The organism is Xenorhabdus stockiae (genome assembly GCF_002632825.1).
GTDB lineage: Bacteria > Pseudomonadota > Gammaproteobacteria > Enterobacterales > Enterobacteriaceae > Xenorhabdus > Xenorhabdus stockiae.
Window position 1 is genome coordinate 26,388 of record NZ_NJAJ01000026.1, and the last position, 17,218, is coordinate 43,605.

The following is a 17,218-nucleotide window of genomic DNA, read 5'->3' on the forward strand; positions in this document are numbered from 1 at the left end:
TATGAAGAAGGGATATTCCCCTGTCTGTAGACAGGGGAGAACTGCATTATTCTTTCACTGGGATCGCTTTCAGGATAGCAGTCAATAATTGCCAGTACTGGCCAACACTCTTAATGTGAACCCTTTCATCAGGTGAGTGGGCACCACGGATAGTTGGGCCAATGGAAACCATATCCATATCAGGGTAGGGTTTTTTAAATAATCCACATTCCAGACCTGCGTGAATTACCATAATGTTTGGTGTACTGTCGAACAGTTGGTGGTAAGTTTCACGCACTAAGTGCATTACCGGAGAATCGGCATCCGGCTGCCAGCCCGGGTAGTCACCACTTGCTGTTGCTTCTGCGCCGGAAATTTTGGCCAGAGAGTTGAGCATCCCGACAACATAAGCCTTGCCACTTTCAATCAGTGAACGGATAAGGCAGATAACCTCGACGTGGTCTTCTTCCATATTGACAACACCCACATTCAGGGATGTTTCTACAACACCTTTTGCAACATCACTCATGCGAATAACACCGTTAGGCATTGTATTCAGCATAGCGATAAAGCGGGACTGACAATCTGCCGTTAATGCCTGTGATGAGGTTTTGACGTCATCCAACAAAAGAGTCAGGTTAGTTTCAGCGACCGCATATTCGTTCTTCAGTATTTCCAGATAATTATCTTTTACCTGATGTAGTTTTGGCAGTTGAGCTGCTGGTACGGCGATGATAGTGGAGCCTTCACGAGGGATTGCATTACGCAGAGTACCCCCCTGTAAATGGATCAGTTTCAGCTCCAGTTCATCACTGTATTCAGCAAGGAAGCGGGCCAGTAATTTATTGGCATTACCTAATCCCAGATGGATATCACCACCGGAATGACCACCTTTTAATCCTTTAATGGTCAGTTGTAGTGTTTGATAGTTTGCAGGCAGAGGTTCGCGGGAAAGTGGTAGTGTTGAAACATAATCTACCCCACCGGCACAGCCCATATAGATTTCGCCTTCTTCTTCTGAATCGGTGTTGATCAGAATATCAGCCTGCAACCAGCCCGGTTGAAGACCAAATGCGCCATCCATACCCGCTTCTTCAGTCATTGTCAGTAACACTTCCAGAGGGCCGTGTTTGACAGATTCATCTGCCAGCACTGCCAGCGCGGAAGCCATACCAATACCATTATCTGCGCCCAGTGTTGTACCTTCTGCGGTTATCCAGTCACCATCAATGTAAGGACGAATAGGATCTTTCGCGAAATCGTGCTGTGTATCGTTGTTCTTTTGCGGAACCATATCAAGATGAGCCTGAAGTACGACCGTTTTACGGTCTTCCATGCCCTTTGTGGCCGGTTTTCTTATCAGGATATTACCGACTTCATCACGTTCAACATGGAGGTTTTTATCCTCAGCCCATTCAATGATGTGAGAAGCAAGTTCTTCCTCATGATAGGATGGATGTGGAATGGAGCAAATTTTAGCAAAAATATCCCATAATGGTTGGGGGGATAATGTTGATAATTCGGACACGGCGAATCTCCTGTAACTTCATCTTGATGAAATAATAAGTGTAATGTTTGACATCTCGGGGGGCTTTATCATCTTGAGCTGCCCAGTGTCTATGTTATGCCTGAGAATACCATTTTCTGATTAGTAATGCGCTTTCAGGATCAGGATGTTCCTTGTTTTTGCTGGTTTTTGCGGGCTCAAATCACTATAATCCCGCGCAACCTTTATTCCGCAACAAACTCTTTTCTGAAAATATTCTTAGTTTCCAGGATCAAATTTTATGAGCGAAAAATATGTCGTAACGTGGGATATGTTGCAAATACATGCCCGTAAACTGGCGCAGCGTTTACTTCCTGTAGAGCAGTGGAAAGGCATTATTGCTGTAAGTCGTGGAGGTCTTGTGCCGGGGGCCTTGCTGGCCCGTGAGCTGGGTATTCGCCATGTTGATACAGTCTGTATTTCCAGCTATGACCACAATAATCAGCGTGAGTTAACGGTGCTGAAGAAAGCCGAAGGAGATGGAGAAGGCTTTATCGTTGTTGATGATTTGGTTGATACCGGCGGAACTGCTCAGGCAATTCGTGATATGTATCCAAAAGCGCATTTTGTGACGATTTTTGCCAAACCAGCAGGTCGTCCGTTAGTAGATGATTATGTGATTGATATCCCTCAGAATACATGGATTGAACAGCCGTGGGATATGGGCGTAATGTTCGTGCCACCTATTTGCGATCAGTAATTATTCCCTTCATTTTTCCAGTTATTTCTTTGCTGGTTGCTTTGCTTTACATAATGACGCCCCAGTCACATAGTTATCTATGCCACTGGGGATTTTAATGAGAGAGTCTCTTGCTTCTCACCGGAGGCCAGCCTTTGGCTGAGCAAATTCGTTCCGACGAATCTGGTATTCTTTTGTTATCGCAATGCAGCTCAGAACTTATTGGATATCTTGTAATAAGCAGTAATAAATTTCTTTGTCATGACTAAACAGAACCTTTCAGAATCACTGTTTAAACCGCAGGTTAAACAGCAGGAAACGTCTACATTGGTAAAATACGTTTTGCCATCATCAGCTCATGCTGATAATAAAATGCTCGGTGGCGAACATCAGGAACGCTGGTATCGAATGATTAACTGGCTTGCCTGGATCTGGAGGGGCATCAATCCGCTGGAGATTCAGGAGATCCTCAGCAGGATTGCGGTAACAGATGCTGAACGCAGTTATGATCATCTATTGGATACGGTAATTGGCTATCGCAAAGGGAACTGGGTATATGAATGGTCACAGCAGGCTATGCTCTGGCAACAGAAAGCACAACATGTTGAGCAGGCGTCTGAAGCCAGTCAGTGTTGGTTAAGAGCTTCAATGTTATACAGCATTGCCGCTTATCCTCATCTGCACGGTGATGAGCTGGCTGATCAGGCGGTTGTTCTGGCTAATAAAGCCTATGAAAATGCAGCACATTTCTCTGACTATCAATTGAAAAAACTGAAATTTCAGTTGGAAGATGGCAAAACTGTTACCGGTTTATTGCATATTCCTCCCGGAGTTCAGGAACCATGCCCAACAATACTGGTTTGCTCTGGTATTGATAGCCTGCAAAGTGATTGCTGGCGACTGTTTCGGGACCATTTCTCACCACAGGGTTTTGCGATGCTAACGGTGGATATGCCTTCCGTAGGTTATTCAGCGAGATTTACGCTGACACAGGATACCTGCGCTCTTCATCAGCAGGTATTGCAGCAATTAGATAGCATCCCGTGGATCGATCACACAAGAATAGGTATTTTTGGTTTCCGTTTCGGTGCCAATATTGCCGTTCGTCTTGCCTATCTGGAATCCAGTCTTATTAAGGGTGTGGCAGTGGTCAGCCCGGTTGTTCATGAATTGCTGCATAATGAGAGATTGCAGCAGAAAATTCCGTCAATGTATATCGATATACTCGCCAGTCGTTTGGGTATCTATCATGTGGATGAAGCCGTTTTGCGTTCAGAACTGAGTTGTTATTCATTAAAAAATCAGGGGTTACTCGGTCGTCGCTGTTCTGTGCCAATGTTCTCAGTGTATTGGAAGGATGACATTTTTAGCCCGGCGGAAGATTCAAAACTGATTGCCAGATCTTCGCTGGATGGCTCTTTATTAGCTATTCCTGCTATGCCTGCTTATAGTGGTTTCAGTAATGCGTTACACGCAGCAAGTGTATGGTTGAAAGATAAAGTTAACTAAACTGAAATTTAATCATTGATATTTTTTAATCATTTGATACAACTGTTCTTCTGTTTATAAAGGAGACCTTTGTATGACTGTACCCGTAAATTATTCCAGAAATAAGTTGTTGAAGAGTTTTTCTGCATTAGGGCCTTATTTACGCGAGTTAAAATGCCAAAATGACTATTTCTTCTTTGATTGTCTGGCGGTCTGCGTGAGTGCTAAAGCAGCGCCAGAAAAACGGGAGTTCTGGGGCTGGTGGCTAGAATTGGAACGACAGGAAAAAGGGTTCGTTTATAATTATCAGATAGGTCTGTTTGATAAACATGGTGAGTGGCTGCCTATGAGTATCAAAAAAGAAGCAGATCTCAGGCAGCTTGAATCGACATTACAGGCGTTTCATCAACGCCTGTCTGATTCTTTGGGTAACCTTAAACTCACACTTAGCCCATCCGAAAATACCTTCACTCCACAGAATTAAGTCTACTAACCGGGTTTATTTTATCCCCGACAGATTTTAAGTTGCAGCCTTGCTGGTTGCGCTGTTTTTTCGATAGCTACACCCCGGCCACAGTTTTGTCTATGTTGCCGGGGTGTGCTGATACTCTTCTGTCTATTATCAGAGGCCGACTTTTGGTTGTATCTTGAAATTCACAGGGTATAAATCAACTTTTTTTGAATTTTATGTTATGCCAGTTGGCATAATGCTTCTCTCCTGCTAAAACTGAGCACTGTTTTTTGAATGTGTTTTGAATTTATTGTTTTTTCAAATTAGCTTTTTCAAATTAATAATGGCAGAAATATGATGAATGGCCGACAAACATTGGTTGTGAAACTGGGAACGAGTGTACTGACAGGGGGTTCCCGCCGTTTGAATCGCGCTCACATAGTAGAGTTGGTTCGGCAATGTGCGCAGTTACATGAGAAAGGTCACCGTATTATTATTGTGACTTCCGGTGCAATTGCAGCAGGTCGGGAACACTTGGGTTATCCGGATCTTCCGGCCACCATTGCCTCAAAGCAATTGCTTGCAGCCGTAGGGCAAAGCCGCCTGATTCAGCTATGGGAGCAACTTTTCTCTATCTATGGCATCCATGTCGGGCAGATGTTACTGACTCGTGCCGATCTGGAAGATCGCGAACGTTTCCTGAACGCAAGGGATACGTTGCATGCACTGCTTGATAATCACATTATCCCTATTATCAACGAGAATGATGCGGTAGCAACGGCGGAAATTAAAGTCGGTGATAACGATAATCTTTCTGCACTGGCGGCAATTCTGGGCACTGCAGATAAGTTATTGCTCCTGACAGATATTGAAGGTCTGTATACTGCTGATCCCCGTAATAATCCTGATGCTAAACTTATCCGTGAAGTACACGATATTAGCGATGAACTCAAAATGATGGCCGGAGACAGTGTATCAGGTCTCGGAACAGGGGGAATGGCAACAAAACTTCAGGCGGCAGGCATTGCTGGCCGTGCCGGCATTGATGTCATCATCGCTGCCGGTAACAGAGAAAATGTGATTGCTGATGTGATTGAAGAAAAATCGGTGGGAACTCGTTTTCATGGCCTGACCAGCCCGATGGAAAATCGCAAACGCTGGATTTTCGGCGCTCCTTCTGCGGGTGAAATTATTGTCGATGATGGCGCAGAAGCGGCTATTCTCGCAAAAGGCAGCTCTTTACTGCCGAAAGGCATTAAAAGTATTTCAGGCGACTTTTCCCGTGGTGAAGTGGTTCGCATCTGTAGTTTATCCGGTAAGAAACTGGCTCACGGTGTATGCCGTTACAACAGTGATGCTTTACGCCTGATTGCAGGCCGTCACTCACAGGAAATCAGCCGGATATTAGGTTATGAATATGGTGCAGTTGCTGTGCACCGTGATGATATGATCGTAAGTTAAGGATTCCACCATGCTAGAGCAGATGGGAAAAGCAGCCAAGGCAGCATCATGGCAACTGGCTCAATTAAGTACTAGTCAGAAAAATCAGGCCCTGAGTCACATTGCTGATTTACTTGAAAAAGAAGCAGAAGTGATCCTCACAGCCAATCAGCAGGATATGGAACAAGCCCGCAAACAGGGTATGAATGAAGCATTACTTGATCGCTTATTACTGACTCCTGAGCGTTTGAGTGCGATTGCTAATGACGTCCGTCAGGTTTGCCGTCTGGCTGATCCTGTCGGTCAAGTGATGGATGGGCAACTGTTGGATAGCGGGCTGCAACTGAGTCGCCGCCGTGTTCCTCTTGGGGTAATTGGGGTGATTTATGAAGCCCGTCCCAACGTTACGATTGATGTAGCATCATTGTGCCTGAAAACAGGGAATGCAGTGATATTGCGTGGTGGTAAGGAAACTCATCATACCAATCAGGCAATGGTTAAAGTCATTCAGCAGTCGCTGGAACAAAGTGGCTTGCCAGCCTCAGCAGTACAGGCAATTAATAAGCCAGATCGTGATCTGGTTGCCGAAATGCTGAAAATGGATCGCTATATCGATATGTTGATCCCGCGTGGTGGTGCCGGTTTGCATAAACTTTGTCGTGAGCAGTCCACTATTCCGGTAATCACCGGAGGAATTGGCGTTTGTCACACATTTGTGGATGAGCATGTGAATTTTGAAAAGGCACTGGAAGTTATCACTAATGCTAAAATTCAGCGCCCAAGCGCATGTAATGCATTGGAAACTTTGCTAGTACATGAAAAAATAGCCGCTGATTTCCTGCCGGAACTGAGTGCCAGAATGAAAGAGCAAGGCGTAACACTGCATGCCGGTGCGTCAGCAATGGCATTGCTACAGGATGGCCCGGCAAAAGTGGTTGCCGTGACAGAAGAAGACTATTGTGATGAATGGCTTTCTTTGGATATGAATGTGGAAATTGTCAGCAATATTGATAATGCGATTGAGCATATACGTCATTATGGTACAGCCCATTCGGATGCTATTCTGACGGAGTGTTTACAACATGCTGATTATTTTGTTCATCGTGTTGACTCTTCGGCGGTATATGTAAATGCAAGCACACGCTTTACTGATGGTGGTCAGTTTGGTTTAGGCGCTGAAGTTGCTGTCAGTACTCAGAAACTACACTCCAGAGGCCCAATGGGTCTGGATGCTCTGACGACTTACAAATGGATTGGTTACGGAGATTACCTTTCCCGTCGATAATGACAATATTCATTTTAAATAATATTTAATCAGAGTAAGTCACACTTAATGTAAAGTGTGGCTTTTTATATACAAGAAATATATTTTTTACACAGGTGTAAATGTTTAGTTACTATACTTTGTATTTAGGTTTAACAACACAAAACTTCAGGAAAGCAACGAAATGAAACAGACTCTATTTATCGTGGGTGCACGAGGTGCAGGGAAGACGACAATAGGTAATGTGTTGGCTGAAGTATTATCGTATCAATTTGTTGACACTGATGAAGATGTCCAGACTTCTTGTGGAATGACAATTGCAGAGCTTGTTGAACAGCGTGGCTGGGATTATTTCAGAAAGCTGGAAAGTGAAACACTGAAAGCGGTTAGTCAGCGAAACAGAGTTGTGTCTACCGGTGGTGGAATGGTGTTAGCAGCGGAAAATCGGCAGTATATGCGGCAAAACGGTATTGTGGTTTATTTGCAGGCACCCGCTTCCGTTTTGGTAGAGAGGCTCTCTCTTAATCCGGAGAATTCACAGCGTCCCAGCCTGACCGGAAAATCCATAACAGAAGAAATAACCGGAGTATTGGCAGAGAGGGAACCACTCTATTGTGAATGTGCGCACCTCATTGTGGATGCGGCCTTATCGATAGAAAATATCGTTCTTGAAATTCAAAGCTATATATTAAGTCAATATAAACAGATAATTTGATATATTTTTTTATTTTTACGCTTATTTATTATAAGACTAATAAATCCTGTATCTCAGATCATTTATACCTCTTATAGTATCATTCTACTCACTCACTTTAATTTTATTTAATTATTTATATTGAGATATATGGATTGAGATATGGATATACTCTTAAAGGTTCTGAGATTACTTGTACGTGTACTCTTCAGAGTGACAGTCGAAGGTGACGATAAGCATTTAAAACACCCTAAATGTATTATTACACCCAATCATATTTCCTTTCTTGATGGGCTCCTGATAGGGCTTTTCCTGCCGGGAAAACCAGTATTTGCCATTTATTCCAATATTGCGACAAAGGGCTTTCTCAAATTTATTAAACCTTTTGCTGATGTTGTACCTTTGGATCCAAACAATCCGATGGCAATCAGGACACTAGTTAAGGAAATTGACAAAGGTCGCCCGATAGTGATTTTTCCTGAAGGTCGGATCACGGTAACGGGCTCCCTGATGAAAATCTACGATGGTGCAGCATTTATTGCGGCGAAGTCAGACGCAAAAATCGTGCCTATCCGTATTGATGGAGCGGAACAAAGCGTATTCGGGCGGTTAAGAGGCGTCATGAAGCAGCATTGGTTCCCTAAAGTCACCATCCGGATTTTACCTGCAATGGATTTCCCAATGCCAGATGCGCCGGACTCTAACAGTCGCCGCCGTCTGGCAGGAGAGAAACTGCATGCTGTTATGATGGATGTGAGGATGCAGACTCGCCCAAAAGAAACGTTATTCAGCGCGTATCTCGCTGCCCAAAAGCGTTTCGGGCGTTTTAAACCCTGTATTGAAGATATTGCACTGAAAGAAGATAGTTATCATACATTTCTGAAAAAGATATTGGGTTTTAGCCGGATTTTAGGACGCTTTACTCAGGAAGGTGAAAGGGTCGGGCTTTTATTACCTAATGCCACCGCTATGGCAACCACAATATATGGTACGTCACTGAAAGGGCGAGTACCTGCTTTGCTGAACTACACGGCAGGAAGCAGTGGCATTAAAAATGCGATACAAGCAGCGACTATCAAAACAATCATCACTTCCCGCCAGTTTCTTGAGAAAAGTCAGCTTACGCATCTACCAGATCAGATAACAGAAGCAAATTGGGTATACCTTGAAGATTTGAAAGAGACTATTACGTGGGAAGATAAATTGTGGGTGCTTTGGCATTTGATTTTTCCCGCAAAAGCGGCTTTGTCTTCACAGAAACCAGAGGATGATGCACTTATCCTGTTCACCTCTGGGTCTGAAGGGGCACCGAAAGGTGTTGTGCATAGCCATGCCAGCTTATTGGCAAATGTTGAACAAATTAAAACGATAGCTGATTTTACTCCACAGGATCGTTTTATGTCGTCTTTACCTTTGTTCCATGCGTTTGGGCTGACCGTTGGGTTATTCACTCCCCTGATGTCAGGAAGCCGTGTATTTCTGTACCCGAACCCACTGCATTACCGTGTTGTTCCTGAAGTTGTCTATGATCAGAACTGTACTGTTCTGTTCGGAACCTCAACTTTTCTGGGTAATTATGCCCGCTATGCTCATCCTTATGACTTCTCCCGTTTGCGCTATGTCGTTGCTGGTGCAGAAAAACTGTCGGAAGAGACTAAGCGTGTCTGGCAGGATAAATTTGGTATCCGGATTCTGGAAGGCTATGGCGTGACCGAATGCGCTCCTGTTGTCGCTATCAATGTCCCAATGGCAGCTAAAGTAGGTACAGTAGGAAGAATTTTGCCGGGTATGGAAACTCGCTTATTACCTGTGCCGGGAATTGAAGAGGGCGGGCGTCTGCAAGTTCGTGGGCCAAATCTGATGAAGGGCTATTTGCGGGTTGAAGCCCCGGATCGTCTGGAACCGCCGACGGCAGAAGATGCGGAAGGAAATATCCAGACAGGCTGGTATGACACAGGTGATATTGTATCCATTGATGAAGAAGGTTTCTGTACGATCAAAGGACGAGTAAAGCGTTTTGCCAAACTGGCAGGTGAAATGGTTTCTCTTGAAGCTGTAGAACAAATAGCTTTACGTGTTTCGCCCGAAGCTCTGCATGCAGTAACAGCAAAGGGGGACCGCAGCAAGGGTGAGGCATTGGTGTTGTTTACAACAGATACCGTTTTGAACCGAAGCGTCATGTTACTCACCGCCCGTCAAATTGGGATACCTGAACTGGCAGTTCCACGTGATATTCGTTATGTGAAGCAATTACCTTTGCTGGGCAGTGGCAAACCTGATTTTGTCACATTAAGAAAAATGGCAGAACAGGAGTAAAAAAATGAATGGTACTGTGGAAACACAACCATTGTTAAACCGGGGAATGAAGGCTGTTTTACTATCCCAGTTTCTCTCCGCTTTTGCCGACAATGCCCTATTCTTTGCGATATTGGCTCAATTGAAAGCTGAATCTTATCCGGGCTGGAGCCTGCCGGCTCTGCAAATGGTTTTTGTGCTGACCTATATCGTATTTGCCCCTTTTGTGGGGCAAATTGCTGATCGGTTCCCGAAAGGCAGGGTTATGCTCTTTTCCAATGGCATCAAATTGCTGGGAGCCATCAGCATCTGTATTGATATTAATCCTTTCTTGGGATATACCCTTGTGGGGATCGGGGCGGCGGCCTATTCTCCGGCCAAATATGGCATTTTAGGGGAATTGACAGACGGCAGCCATCTGGTCAAAGCCAATGGATTGATGGAAGCTTCGACTATTGCTGCCATTCTGATTGGTTCTGTAGTGGGTGGTTTTCTTTCTGATATAAACCTGTTTATTGCATTAGGAATATGTGCCCTGATGTATAGCGCGGCAGTAGTCGCCAATTTGTATATACCCCGTTTAGTGGCTGCCCGGCAGGGAAAAGGCTGGGATCTTAAAGCAATGTTGCAGGATTTTATCTCGGTAATCTCTGCCCTTTGGAATAACTCGGAAACCCGTTTTTCTTTGGTTGGAACCAGCCTGTTTTGGGGGGCGGGGGTCACTCTGCGCTTTTTGTTGGTTGCGTGGGTTCCCGTTGTTCTGGGAGTTGAGGGGAATACAACGCCAACCTTGATGAACGCTGTGGTTGCTATCGGCATTATTGCGGGAGCGGGATTAGCTGCAAGGTTTATTACACTGAGTACGGTGCGCCGCTGTATGCCAGCCGGAATACTTATTGGTATTATTGTTATCATGTTTGTCTTGCAACACTCAATATGGCATTCATACCTATTCCTGATTACGATTGGTTTGTGTGGTGGTCTTTTTGTGGTGCCATTAAATGCGTTGTTACAGGAACATGGGAAGCATGAAATGGGCGCTGGTAAAGCTGTTGCAGTACAGAATTTTGGTGAAAACAGCGCAATGTTGATCATGCTGGGGTTATACTTAATTTCCACCATGTTACAAATATCCGTTATTACTATAGGTATTGGCTTTGGAATACTATTCTCTTTAGCAATCGGTGGATTATGGATTTGGGATCTGCTTCGGAAAAATTAATTTCTTACAGAGTTAAAGGCGTACTATGGATGAAAAAATCCTGAATCAGCTTAGTATTGAACTAGGAAAAAGGTTACGCCAGAAAAATCTGTCTATTACCTGTGCAGAATCCTGCACAGGAGGATGGATTGCCAAGGTGATCACAGATGTTGCGGGAAGCTCTGCCTATTTTGATCGTGGCTTTGTGACTTACGGTAATGATTCAAAATGTGAAATGCTGGGTGTTTCACCGATATCATTAGTCGAGTCAGGAGCCGTCAGTGAGCAGGTTGTGAAAGAAATGGCTTTGGGAGCATTAGACGCTGCTAAGGCTGATTTTGCGGTTTCAGTCAGTGGTATCGCCGGGCCGGATGGTGGCAGCAAAGAGAAACCGGTTGGCACCGTTTGTTTTGGATTTGCCGTCCGTGATGGCACAAAGAGATATACAAAATCATATCGCCGACTTTTCACTGGTGACCGTAATTCTGTTCGTCTCCAGTCTGTGATTTTTTCTTTAAAAACATTGCTGGAAGAAATCATAAAAAATTAACTTGATGCTGTATGATTATACAGTATAATTGATTCCAGTATTTTGGTCGTATAAACCATATTGATCTTATAAAGCACATCGGCTTTATAAATTGATTTACGAAACGTGGACTTATAAACATTGTTTTTTAAATAAATGTTTATTAAACAACGAGTCTTATTAGACATAGCATCAGAAACGGTTTATCAGCAGTGGGGCAGCCCCCTTCACTTCATTGCTTACGAGGGAGTAAACATGGCTAACGATGAAAACAAACAAAAGGCACTAGCAGCGGCACTGGGTCAGATTGAAAAACAATTTGGTAAAGGTTCAATCATGCGTTTGGGCGAAAACCGCTCAATGGATGTTGAAACTATTTCTACTGGCTCACTGTCTCTCGATATTGCTTTGGGGGCAGGTGGTTTGCCAATGGGGCGTATTGTTGAAATATACGGGCCTGAGTCTTCCGGTAAGACAACGCTGACTCTTCAGGTTATTGCCGCTGCTCAGCGCGAAGGCAGAACATGTGCTTTTATCGATGCTGAACATGCCCTCGATCCGGTTTATGCTAAAAAGCTGGGTGTAGATATTGATAACTTACTGTGTTCTCAGCCTGATACAGGTGAACAAGCGCTGGAAATCTGTGATGCCTTGTCACGCTCTGGTGCAGTTGATGTTATTGTTGTTGACTCCGTTGCTGCATTGACACCAAAAGCAGAAATCGAAGGTGAAATCGGTGATTCACATATGGGTCTGGCGGCTCGTATGATGAGCCAGGCAATGCGTAAGCTGGCAGGAAACCTGAAAAACTCGAATACTCTGCTTATCTTCATCAACCAAATCCGTATGAAAATTGGGGTTATGTTTGGTAACCCAGAAACGACGACGGGTGGTAATGCACTGAAATTCTACGCATCTGTTCGTTTGGACATCCGCCGTACCGGTTCAGTTAAAAATAGTGATGAAGTTGTTGGCAGCGAAACCCGTGTGAAGGTAGTCAAAAACAAAGTTGCAGCACCCTTTAAACAAGCTGAATTCCAGATTTTGTATGGAGAAGGTATCAACACTTATGGTGAGCTTATCGACCTGGGTGTTAAACACAAAATGGTGGAAAAAGCAGGTGCATGGTACAGCTATAACGGCGATAAAATCGGTCAGGGTAAAGCCAATGCGACAAATTATCTGAAAGAGCATCCGGAAATCGCATCTGAGCTGGATAAAAAACTGCGCGAGTTATTGCTGAATAATGCTGGTGGGTTCAGTAGCGCGGCTGAAGATTATGTCACTGATTATGAAGACAATGTAGAAGAAGTAAATAACGAAGAGTTTTGATTGTTATTTCTTCTGTGCTACAGCCTTGTGGTCACAAAGAGTTCTGAAAAAACCACATCCTTTAAGGGTGTGGTTTTTTCTTTTATGGAGAGAATAAATACCTGTGTAATAGGTGCGTCGGAACTGGTCTGACAAACGGACTTTCAGAAAATGCTCAGACGAATTACAATGCTGAAAAGCGAATAGATTTATATGGAATTTTACTTCTTATGGAAGAGACTCTATCTTAACCCTGTTCGTGAGTTGAAATAGTGATAAAACTTGTCACTTCAACCATCCATGATTCTGTTTTTCAGCTTGATTTCGGGACAATTATGAGCAAAAGCACCGCTGAGATCCGTCAAGCGTTTCTTGACTTTTTTCAAACTAAAGGGCACCAGATAGTACCAAGCAGTTCATTGGTGCCGACTAATGATCCAACATTGTTGTTCACCAACGCAGGAATGAACCAGTTCAAAGATGTTTTCCTTGGATTGGATAAAAGGCCTTATACCCGAGCAACAACGGCTCAGCGCTGTGTTCGTGCTGGTGGTAAGCATAACGATTTAGAAAATGTTGGTTACACAGCCCGCCATCATACTTTCTTTGAAATGTTGGGTAATTTCAGTTTTGGCGATTACTTTAAACAGGATGCAATTAATTATGCATGGGAATTGCTGACTGGGAGTGAGTGGTTCAACCTGCCAAAAGAAAAACTGTGGGTAACTGTCTATGAGACAGATGATGAAGCCTACGAGATCTGGAGCAAAGAGGTCGGCGTTCCTACAGAAAGAATTATTCGCATTGGTGATAATAAAGGTGCTCCTTACGCGTCAGATAATTTCTGGCAAATGGGAGACACAGGCCCTTGTGGCCCTTGTACCGAGATTTTCTATGACCACGGTGAACATATTTGGGGTGGTCCTCCGGGTAGCCCGGAAGAAGACGGTGACAGGTATATTGAAATCTGGAATATCGTTTTCATGCAGTTTAACCGCCATGCTGATGGCACAATGGAGCCACTACCAAAACCTTCCGTTGATACAGGAATGGGATTGGAACGTCTCGCTGCGGTACTGCAACATGTAAACTCCAACTATGAAATTGATGCATTCCGTGATCTAATTGCTTCAGTAGCAGAAGTTACTGGTGCTACTGACCTCACTAACAAATCTCTGCGTGTTATTGCCGACCATATTCGCTCATGCTCATTTTTGATTTGTGATGGTGTTATTCCATCGAATGAGAACCGGGGTTATGTGCTTCGTCGTATCATTCGTCGCGCTATCCGTCATGGGAATATGCTGGGCGCTAAAGAAACATTCTTCTATAAGTTGGTTGCTCCGTTGATCAAAATTATGGGAGCCGCAGGCGAGGAACTTCAGCGTCAGCAAGCATTGGTTGAGCAAGTACTGAAAACAGAGGAAGAGCAGTTTGCTCGTACTTTGGAACGGGGTTTGCAATTATTGGATGAAGAGCTGGGCAAACTGTCCGGTAATACTTTAGATGGCGAAACAGCTTTCCGTCTTTATGATACCTATGGATTCCCTCTTGATCTGACTGCTGACGTTTGTCGTGAACGTGATATCAAAGTTGATGAAAAAGGTTTTGAGTCTGCGATGGAGAATCAACGCCGTCGTGCTCGCGAATCCAGTGGTTTTGGTACTGATTATAATGACGTCATTAAAGTTGATGGGCAAAGCGAATTTTCTGGTTATGACCATGATTCTCAGCAAGCCTCTGTAACTGCTATTTTCCGCAATGGAGAGGAAGTAGATCATCTGAATGCAGGTGATGAAGCGATCATTATTCTTGATAAAACTGCTTTTTACGCTGAATCCGGTGGACAAGTCGGTGATACAGGCAAATTGTCCGGTACTGAAGGTGTATTTGAAGTTACTGATACACAAAAATACGGTCAGGCAATTGGCCATATTGGTAAGTTGATAAGTGGTAGCCTGACTGTAAATACAGCAGTTAACGCTGAAGTTGATGTGGCACGCAGAAATAACATTCGTCTGAATCACTCGGCAACTCACCTGCTACATTCAGCACTGCGCCAAATTCTTGGAGAACATGTCTCTCAGAAAGGCTCTCTGGTCAATGACAAATATTTGCGCTTTGACTTCTCCCATTTTGAAGCAATGAAGCCAGAGCAAATTCGTCTGGTAGAAAATTTGGTGAATGAAGAAGTCCGTAAAAACTCATCAATTATTACAGATGTAATGGATTTGGAAGAGGCGAAGACCAAGGGTGCTATGGCACTATTTGGCGAAAAGTACGATGAGAAAGTGCGTGTATTGAGCATGGGAGAGTTTTCCACTGAGCTATGTGGTGGTACTCATGCGAGCCATACCGGTGATATAGGATTATTCCGTATAACCAGTGAATCAGGTACAGCTGCGGGTATCCGCCGTATTGAAGCTGTAACAGGGCAAACCGCACTTAATTCTATTTATCAGCAGACTGATTTATTGCAAGATATAGCTTATTTAGTGAAGGGCGATATCAATAGCCTGAACGAGAAAGTTAAAGCCACGCTGGATAGAACGAAGCAGCTGGAAAAAGAATTGCAACAGCTGAAATCTCAGCAGGCAGCTCAGGAAAGCTCTTCCTTGGCTAATAAGGCAAAAGATATTCAGGGTGTGCGCCTGCTGGTAACTCAGTTGGGTGATGTGGAACCAAAAATGCTCAGAACAATGGTTGATGATCTGAAAAATCAACTAGGATCAGCAATTATTGTGCTTTCTACTGTGACTGGTGATAAAGTCACCCTAATTGTTGGTATAACGAAGGATTTGACTGCTAGAATAAAAGCGGGCGATTTAATCTCTTTCGTTGCCCAACAAGTTGGAGGTAAAGGAGGAGGTCGTCCTGATCTGGCTCAGGCTGGCGGGACAGATGTAGCAGCTCTTCCTTCCGCATTGGACAGTGTAGAAGAGTGGGTCACATTGCGGTTGTAGTTGGTATTGCAGTGATAGTAGTGGCACCATAGAAGCAATCTTTTTATGGTGCCAAATGTTTTTCGTTGTGAAATTGTTGAAATGTTGTGCACATACTTATATTTTAGCTATCCTATAGATATAGGAAATGTGTTCAAAACTGCTTATACTTTAAGTAGATATCATAGCTTTACGTTTTCACGGTGTTTGATGGATAATAGCGGGGAAACCTAGAGACCCGACTCTTTTAAATTTTCAAGGAGCAAAGAATGCTTATTCTGACTCGTCGAGTTGGTGAAACGCTCATGATAGGCGATGAGGTAACAGTTACAGTACTGGGAGTTAAAGGCAACCAAGTTCGCATTGGTGTAAATGCGCCCAAGGAAGTTTCTGTTCACCGTGAAGAAATTTATCAACGGATTCAGGCAGAGAAGTCTCAGCCTACAACTTTTTAATTCAAGAATGGCGTCCATGCTTTTTTTTAAACTTGGGCGCTACTCTACTTCCCTTCTTTATAAACCACGTCGATTTATCTCTATTTGTTACCTTAATTCTATTCTCTCACGTCTTTTCATTTTCTATCTGTCGAAAAGGCCTCATTCATGATGTCATAGCGATGAATAATTTTTTCGATGAATCTTCATATGGATTCGGTGATTTTGCTGTTGATAAAACAGCCTTTTAGACGTTAAACCAAGCGTTTTGTGCGCAAAGTATTCAAACGGAAAAAAGTTGCGAGAAATTGTTTGACTTATCAGGCTGGGAAAGTAATATGTGCGCCATCGCAACGACGAACGGCTTTAAGAAAAGCTTCTGAGTGAGTCTCAGAGGTGAAGCTTAAAAGAGTTATTAAGTGAAAGCTTAAAAACGAAAACCCAAGTCAAGAGTTTTAAAGCGTATGGTGAGGTGGCCGAGAGGCTGAAGGCGCTCCCCTGCTAAGGGAGTATGTGGTTAAGAGCTGCATCGAGGGTTCGAATCCCTCCCTCACCGCCATTTTAAAAGCCGCGATTTACTAGGTATATCAATTCTGAACAGTTAGGCAATCAACAGCGCCTGAACAGAACACTGAAAACCGACAATGCATCCGTAGCTCAGCTGGATAGAGTACTCGGCTACGAACCGAGCGGTCGGAGGTTCGAATCCTCCCGGATGCACCATATTAAATATATCCGATTTGTCGGGTATTCAATTCTGGAAAATCGGGTAAGCAACAGCACCTGAACAGAAAATAAGAAATTGACGATGCATCCGTAGCTCAGCTGGATAGAGTACTCGGCTACGAACCGAGCGGTCGGAGGTTCGAATCCTCCCGGATGCACCATATTAAATATATCTGATTTATCGGGTATTTAATTCTGGAAAATCGGGTAAGCAACAGCACCTGAACAGAACATAAGAA

The 17,218-nt window shown here is 43.8% G+C and carries 13 protein-coding genes and 3 tRNA genes; 15 read left to right on the forward strand and 1 reads right to left on the reverse strand.

Annotated elements, in window-relative coordinates; translation table 11 throughout:
* Positions 1-46: 46 nt before the first annotated feature.
* Complete coding sequence (pepD, locus tag Xsto_RS13725; protein WP_099125402.1) at positions 47-1,507, reverse strand: beta-Ala-His dipeptidase; 1,461 nt, start codon at positions 1,505-1,507, stop codon at positions 47-49.
* 259 nt (positions 1,508-1,766) lie between these two features.
* Here pepD and gpt point away from each other — a divergent pair, with 259 nt between their 5' ends.
* From gpt to Xsto_RS13800, 15 genes are all read left to right on the forward strand, one after another.
* Positions 1,767-2,225: a xanthine phosphoribosyltransferase gene (gene gpt / locus Xsto_RS13730; RefSeq protein ID WP_099110758.1), complete on the forward strand. Its 459-nt coding sequence runs from the start codon at positions 1,767-1,769 to the stop codon at positions 2,223-2,225.
* Positions 2,226-2,465: 240 nt separating this feature from the next.
* Complete coding sequence (frsA, locus tag Xsto_RS13735; RefSeq protein ID WP_099125403.1) at positions 2,466-3,713, forward strand: esterase FrsA; 1,248 nt, start codon at positions 2,466-2,468, stop codon at positions 3,711-3,713.
* Between the two features lie 73 nt (positions 3,714-3,786).
* Positions 3,787-4,176: a sigma factor-binding protein Crl gene (gene crl / locus Xsto_RS13740; RefSeq protein WP_099110756.1), complete on the forward strand. Its 390-nt coding sequence runs from the start codon at positions 3,787-3,789 to the stop codon at positions 4,174-4,176.
* Between the two features lie 324 nt (positions 4,177-4,500).
* Positions 4,501-5,604 (forward strand): glutamate 5-kinase, encoded by a 1,104-nt coding sequence (gene proB, locus Xsto_RS13745; RefSeq protein ID WP_099110804.1) that lies wholly within the window; start codon positions 4,501-4,503, stop codon positions 5,602-5,604.
* A 10-nt stretch (positions 5,605-5,614) separates the two neighbouring features.
* Positions 5,615-6,868 (forward strand): glutamate-5-semialdehyde dehydrogenase, encoded by a 1,254-nt coding sequence (gene proA, locus Xsto_RS13750; protein ID WP_099125404.1) that lies wholly within the window; start codon positions 5,615-5,617, stop codon positions 6,866-6,868.
* Between the two features lie 163 nt (positions 6,869-7,031).
* Positions 7,032-7,562 carry a shikimate kinase AroL gene (gene aroL / locus Xsto_RS13755; RefSeq protein ID WP_099110754.1) on the forward strand — a complete coding sequence of 177 codons (531 nt, stop codon included), beginning with the start codon at positions 7,032-7,034 and terminating at the stop codon, positions 7,560-7,562.
* A gap of 147 nt (positions 7,563-7,709) precedes the next feature.
* Positions 7,710-9,857 carry a bifunctional acyl-ACP--phospholipid O-acyltransferase/long-chain-fatty-acid--ACP ligase gene (gene aas, locus Xsto_RS13760; protein ID WP_099125417.1) on the forward strand — a complete coding sequence of 716 codons (2,148 nt, stop codon included), beginning with the start codon at positions 7,710-7,712 and terminating at the stop codon, positions 9,855-9,857.
* Between the two features lie 4 nt (positions 9,858-9,861).
* Complete coding sequence (gene lplT, locus Xsto_RS13765; RefSeq protein WP_099125405.1) at positions 9,862-11,058, forward strand: lysophospholipid transporter LplT; 1,197 nt, start codon at positions 9,862-9,864, stop codon at positions 11,056-11,058.
* 25 nt (positions 11,059-11,083) lie between these two features.
* The gene (pncC, locus tag Xsto_RS13770) at positions 11,084-11,587 is read left to right on the forward strand and encodes a nicotinamide-nucleotide amidase (protein ID WP_099125406.1); all 504 of its coding nucleotides are present in this window, start codon (positions 11,084-11,086) and stop codon (positions 11,585-11,587) included.
* A gap of 234 nt (positions 11,588-11,821) precedes the next feature.
* Positions 11,822-12,898, forward strand: coding sequence for a recombinase RecA (gene recA / locus Xsto_RS13775; RefSeq protein WP_099125407.1), 1,077 nt, complete (start codon positions 11,822-11,824; stop codon positions 12,896-12,898).
* Positions 12,899-13,212: 314 nt separating this feature from the next.
* Positions 13,213-15,840: an alanine--tRNA ligase gene (gene alaS / locus Xsto_RS13780; protein WP_099125408.1), complete on the forward strand. Its 2,628-nt coding sequence runs from the start codon at positions 13,213-13,215 to the stop codon at positions 15,838-15,840.
* Between the two features lie 248 nt (positions 15,841-16,088).
* A complete protein-coding gene (csrA, locus tag Xsto_RS13785) occupies positions 16,089-16,274 on the forward strand; it encodes a carbon storage regulator CsrA (RefSeq protein WP_010845367.1) in 186 nt (61 codons plus the stop codon).
* A gap of 445 nt (positions 16,275-16,719) precedes the next feature.
* Positions 16,720-16,812: transfer RNA gene (locus Xsto_RS13790), tRNA-Ser, on the forward strand.
* Between the two features lie 87 nt (positions 16,813-16,899).
* Positions 16,900-16,976, forward strand: a tRNA-Arg gene (locus Xsto_RS13795).
* Positions 16,977-17,063: 87 nt separating this feature from the next.
* Positions 17,064-17,140 (forward strand) — tRNA-Arg (locus tag Xsto_RS13800).
* Positions 17,141-17,218 lie beyond the last annotated feature (78 nt).

Excerpts from the sequence above, each read along its gene's own strand:
- alaS (WP_099125408.1), top strand. The coding sequence starts at position 13,213 with ATGAGCAAAAGCACCGCTGAGATCCGTCAAGCGTTTCTTGACTTTTTT.
- pncC (WP_099125406.1), top strand. The coding sequence starts at position 11,084 with ATGGATGAAAAAATCCTGAATCAGCTTAGTATTGAACTAGGAAAAAGG.
- csrA (WP_010845367.1), top strand. The coding sequence starts at position 16,089 with ATGCTTATTCTGACTCGTCGAGTTGGTGAAACGCTCATGATAGGCGAT.
- gpt (WP_099110758.1), top strand. The coding sequence starts at position 1,767 with ATGAGCGAAAAATATGTCGTAACGTGGGATATGTTGCAAATACATGCC.
- aroL (WP_099110754.1), top strand. The coding sequence starts at position 7,032 with ATGAAACAGACTCTATTTATCGTGGGTGCACGAGGTGCAGGGAAGACG.
- recA (WP_099125407.1), top strand. The coding sequence starts at position 11,822 with ATGGCTAACGATGAAAACAAACAAAAGGCACTAGCAGCGGCACTGGGT.
- crl (WP_099110756.1), top strand. The coding sequence starts at position 3,787 with ATGACTGTACCCGTAAATTATTCCAGAAATAAGTTGTTGAAGAGTTTT.
- lplT (WP_099125405.1), top strand. The coding sequence starts at position 9,862 with ATGAATGGTACTGTGGAAACACAACCATTGTTAAACCGGGGAATGAAG.
- proA (WP_099125404.1), top strand. The coding sequence starts at position 5,615 with ATGCTAGAGCAGATGGGAAAAGCAGCCAAGGCAGCATCATGGCAACTG.
- frsA (WP_099125403.1), top strand. The coding sequence starts at position 2,466 with ATGACTAAACAGAACCTTTCAGAATCACTGTTTAAACCGCAGGTTAAA.
- proB (WP_099110804.1), top strand. The coding sequence starts at position 4,501 with ATGAATGGCCGACAAACATTGGTTGTGAAACTGGGAACGAGTGTACTG.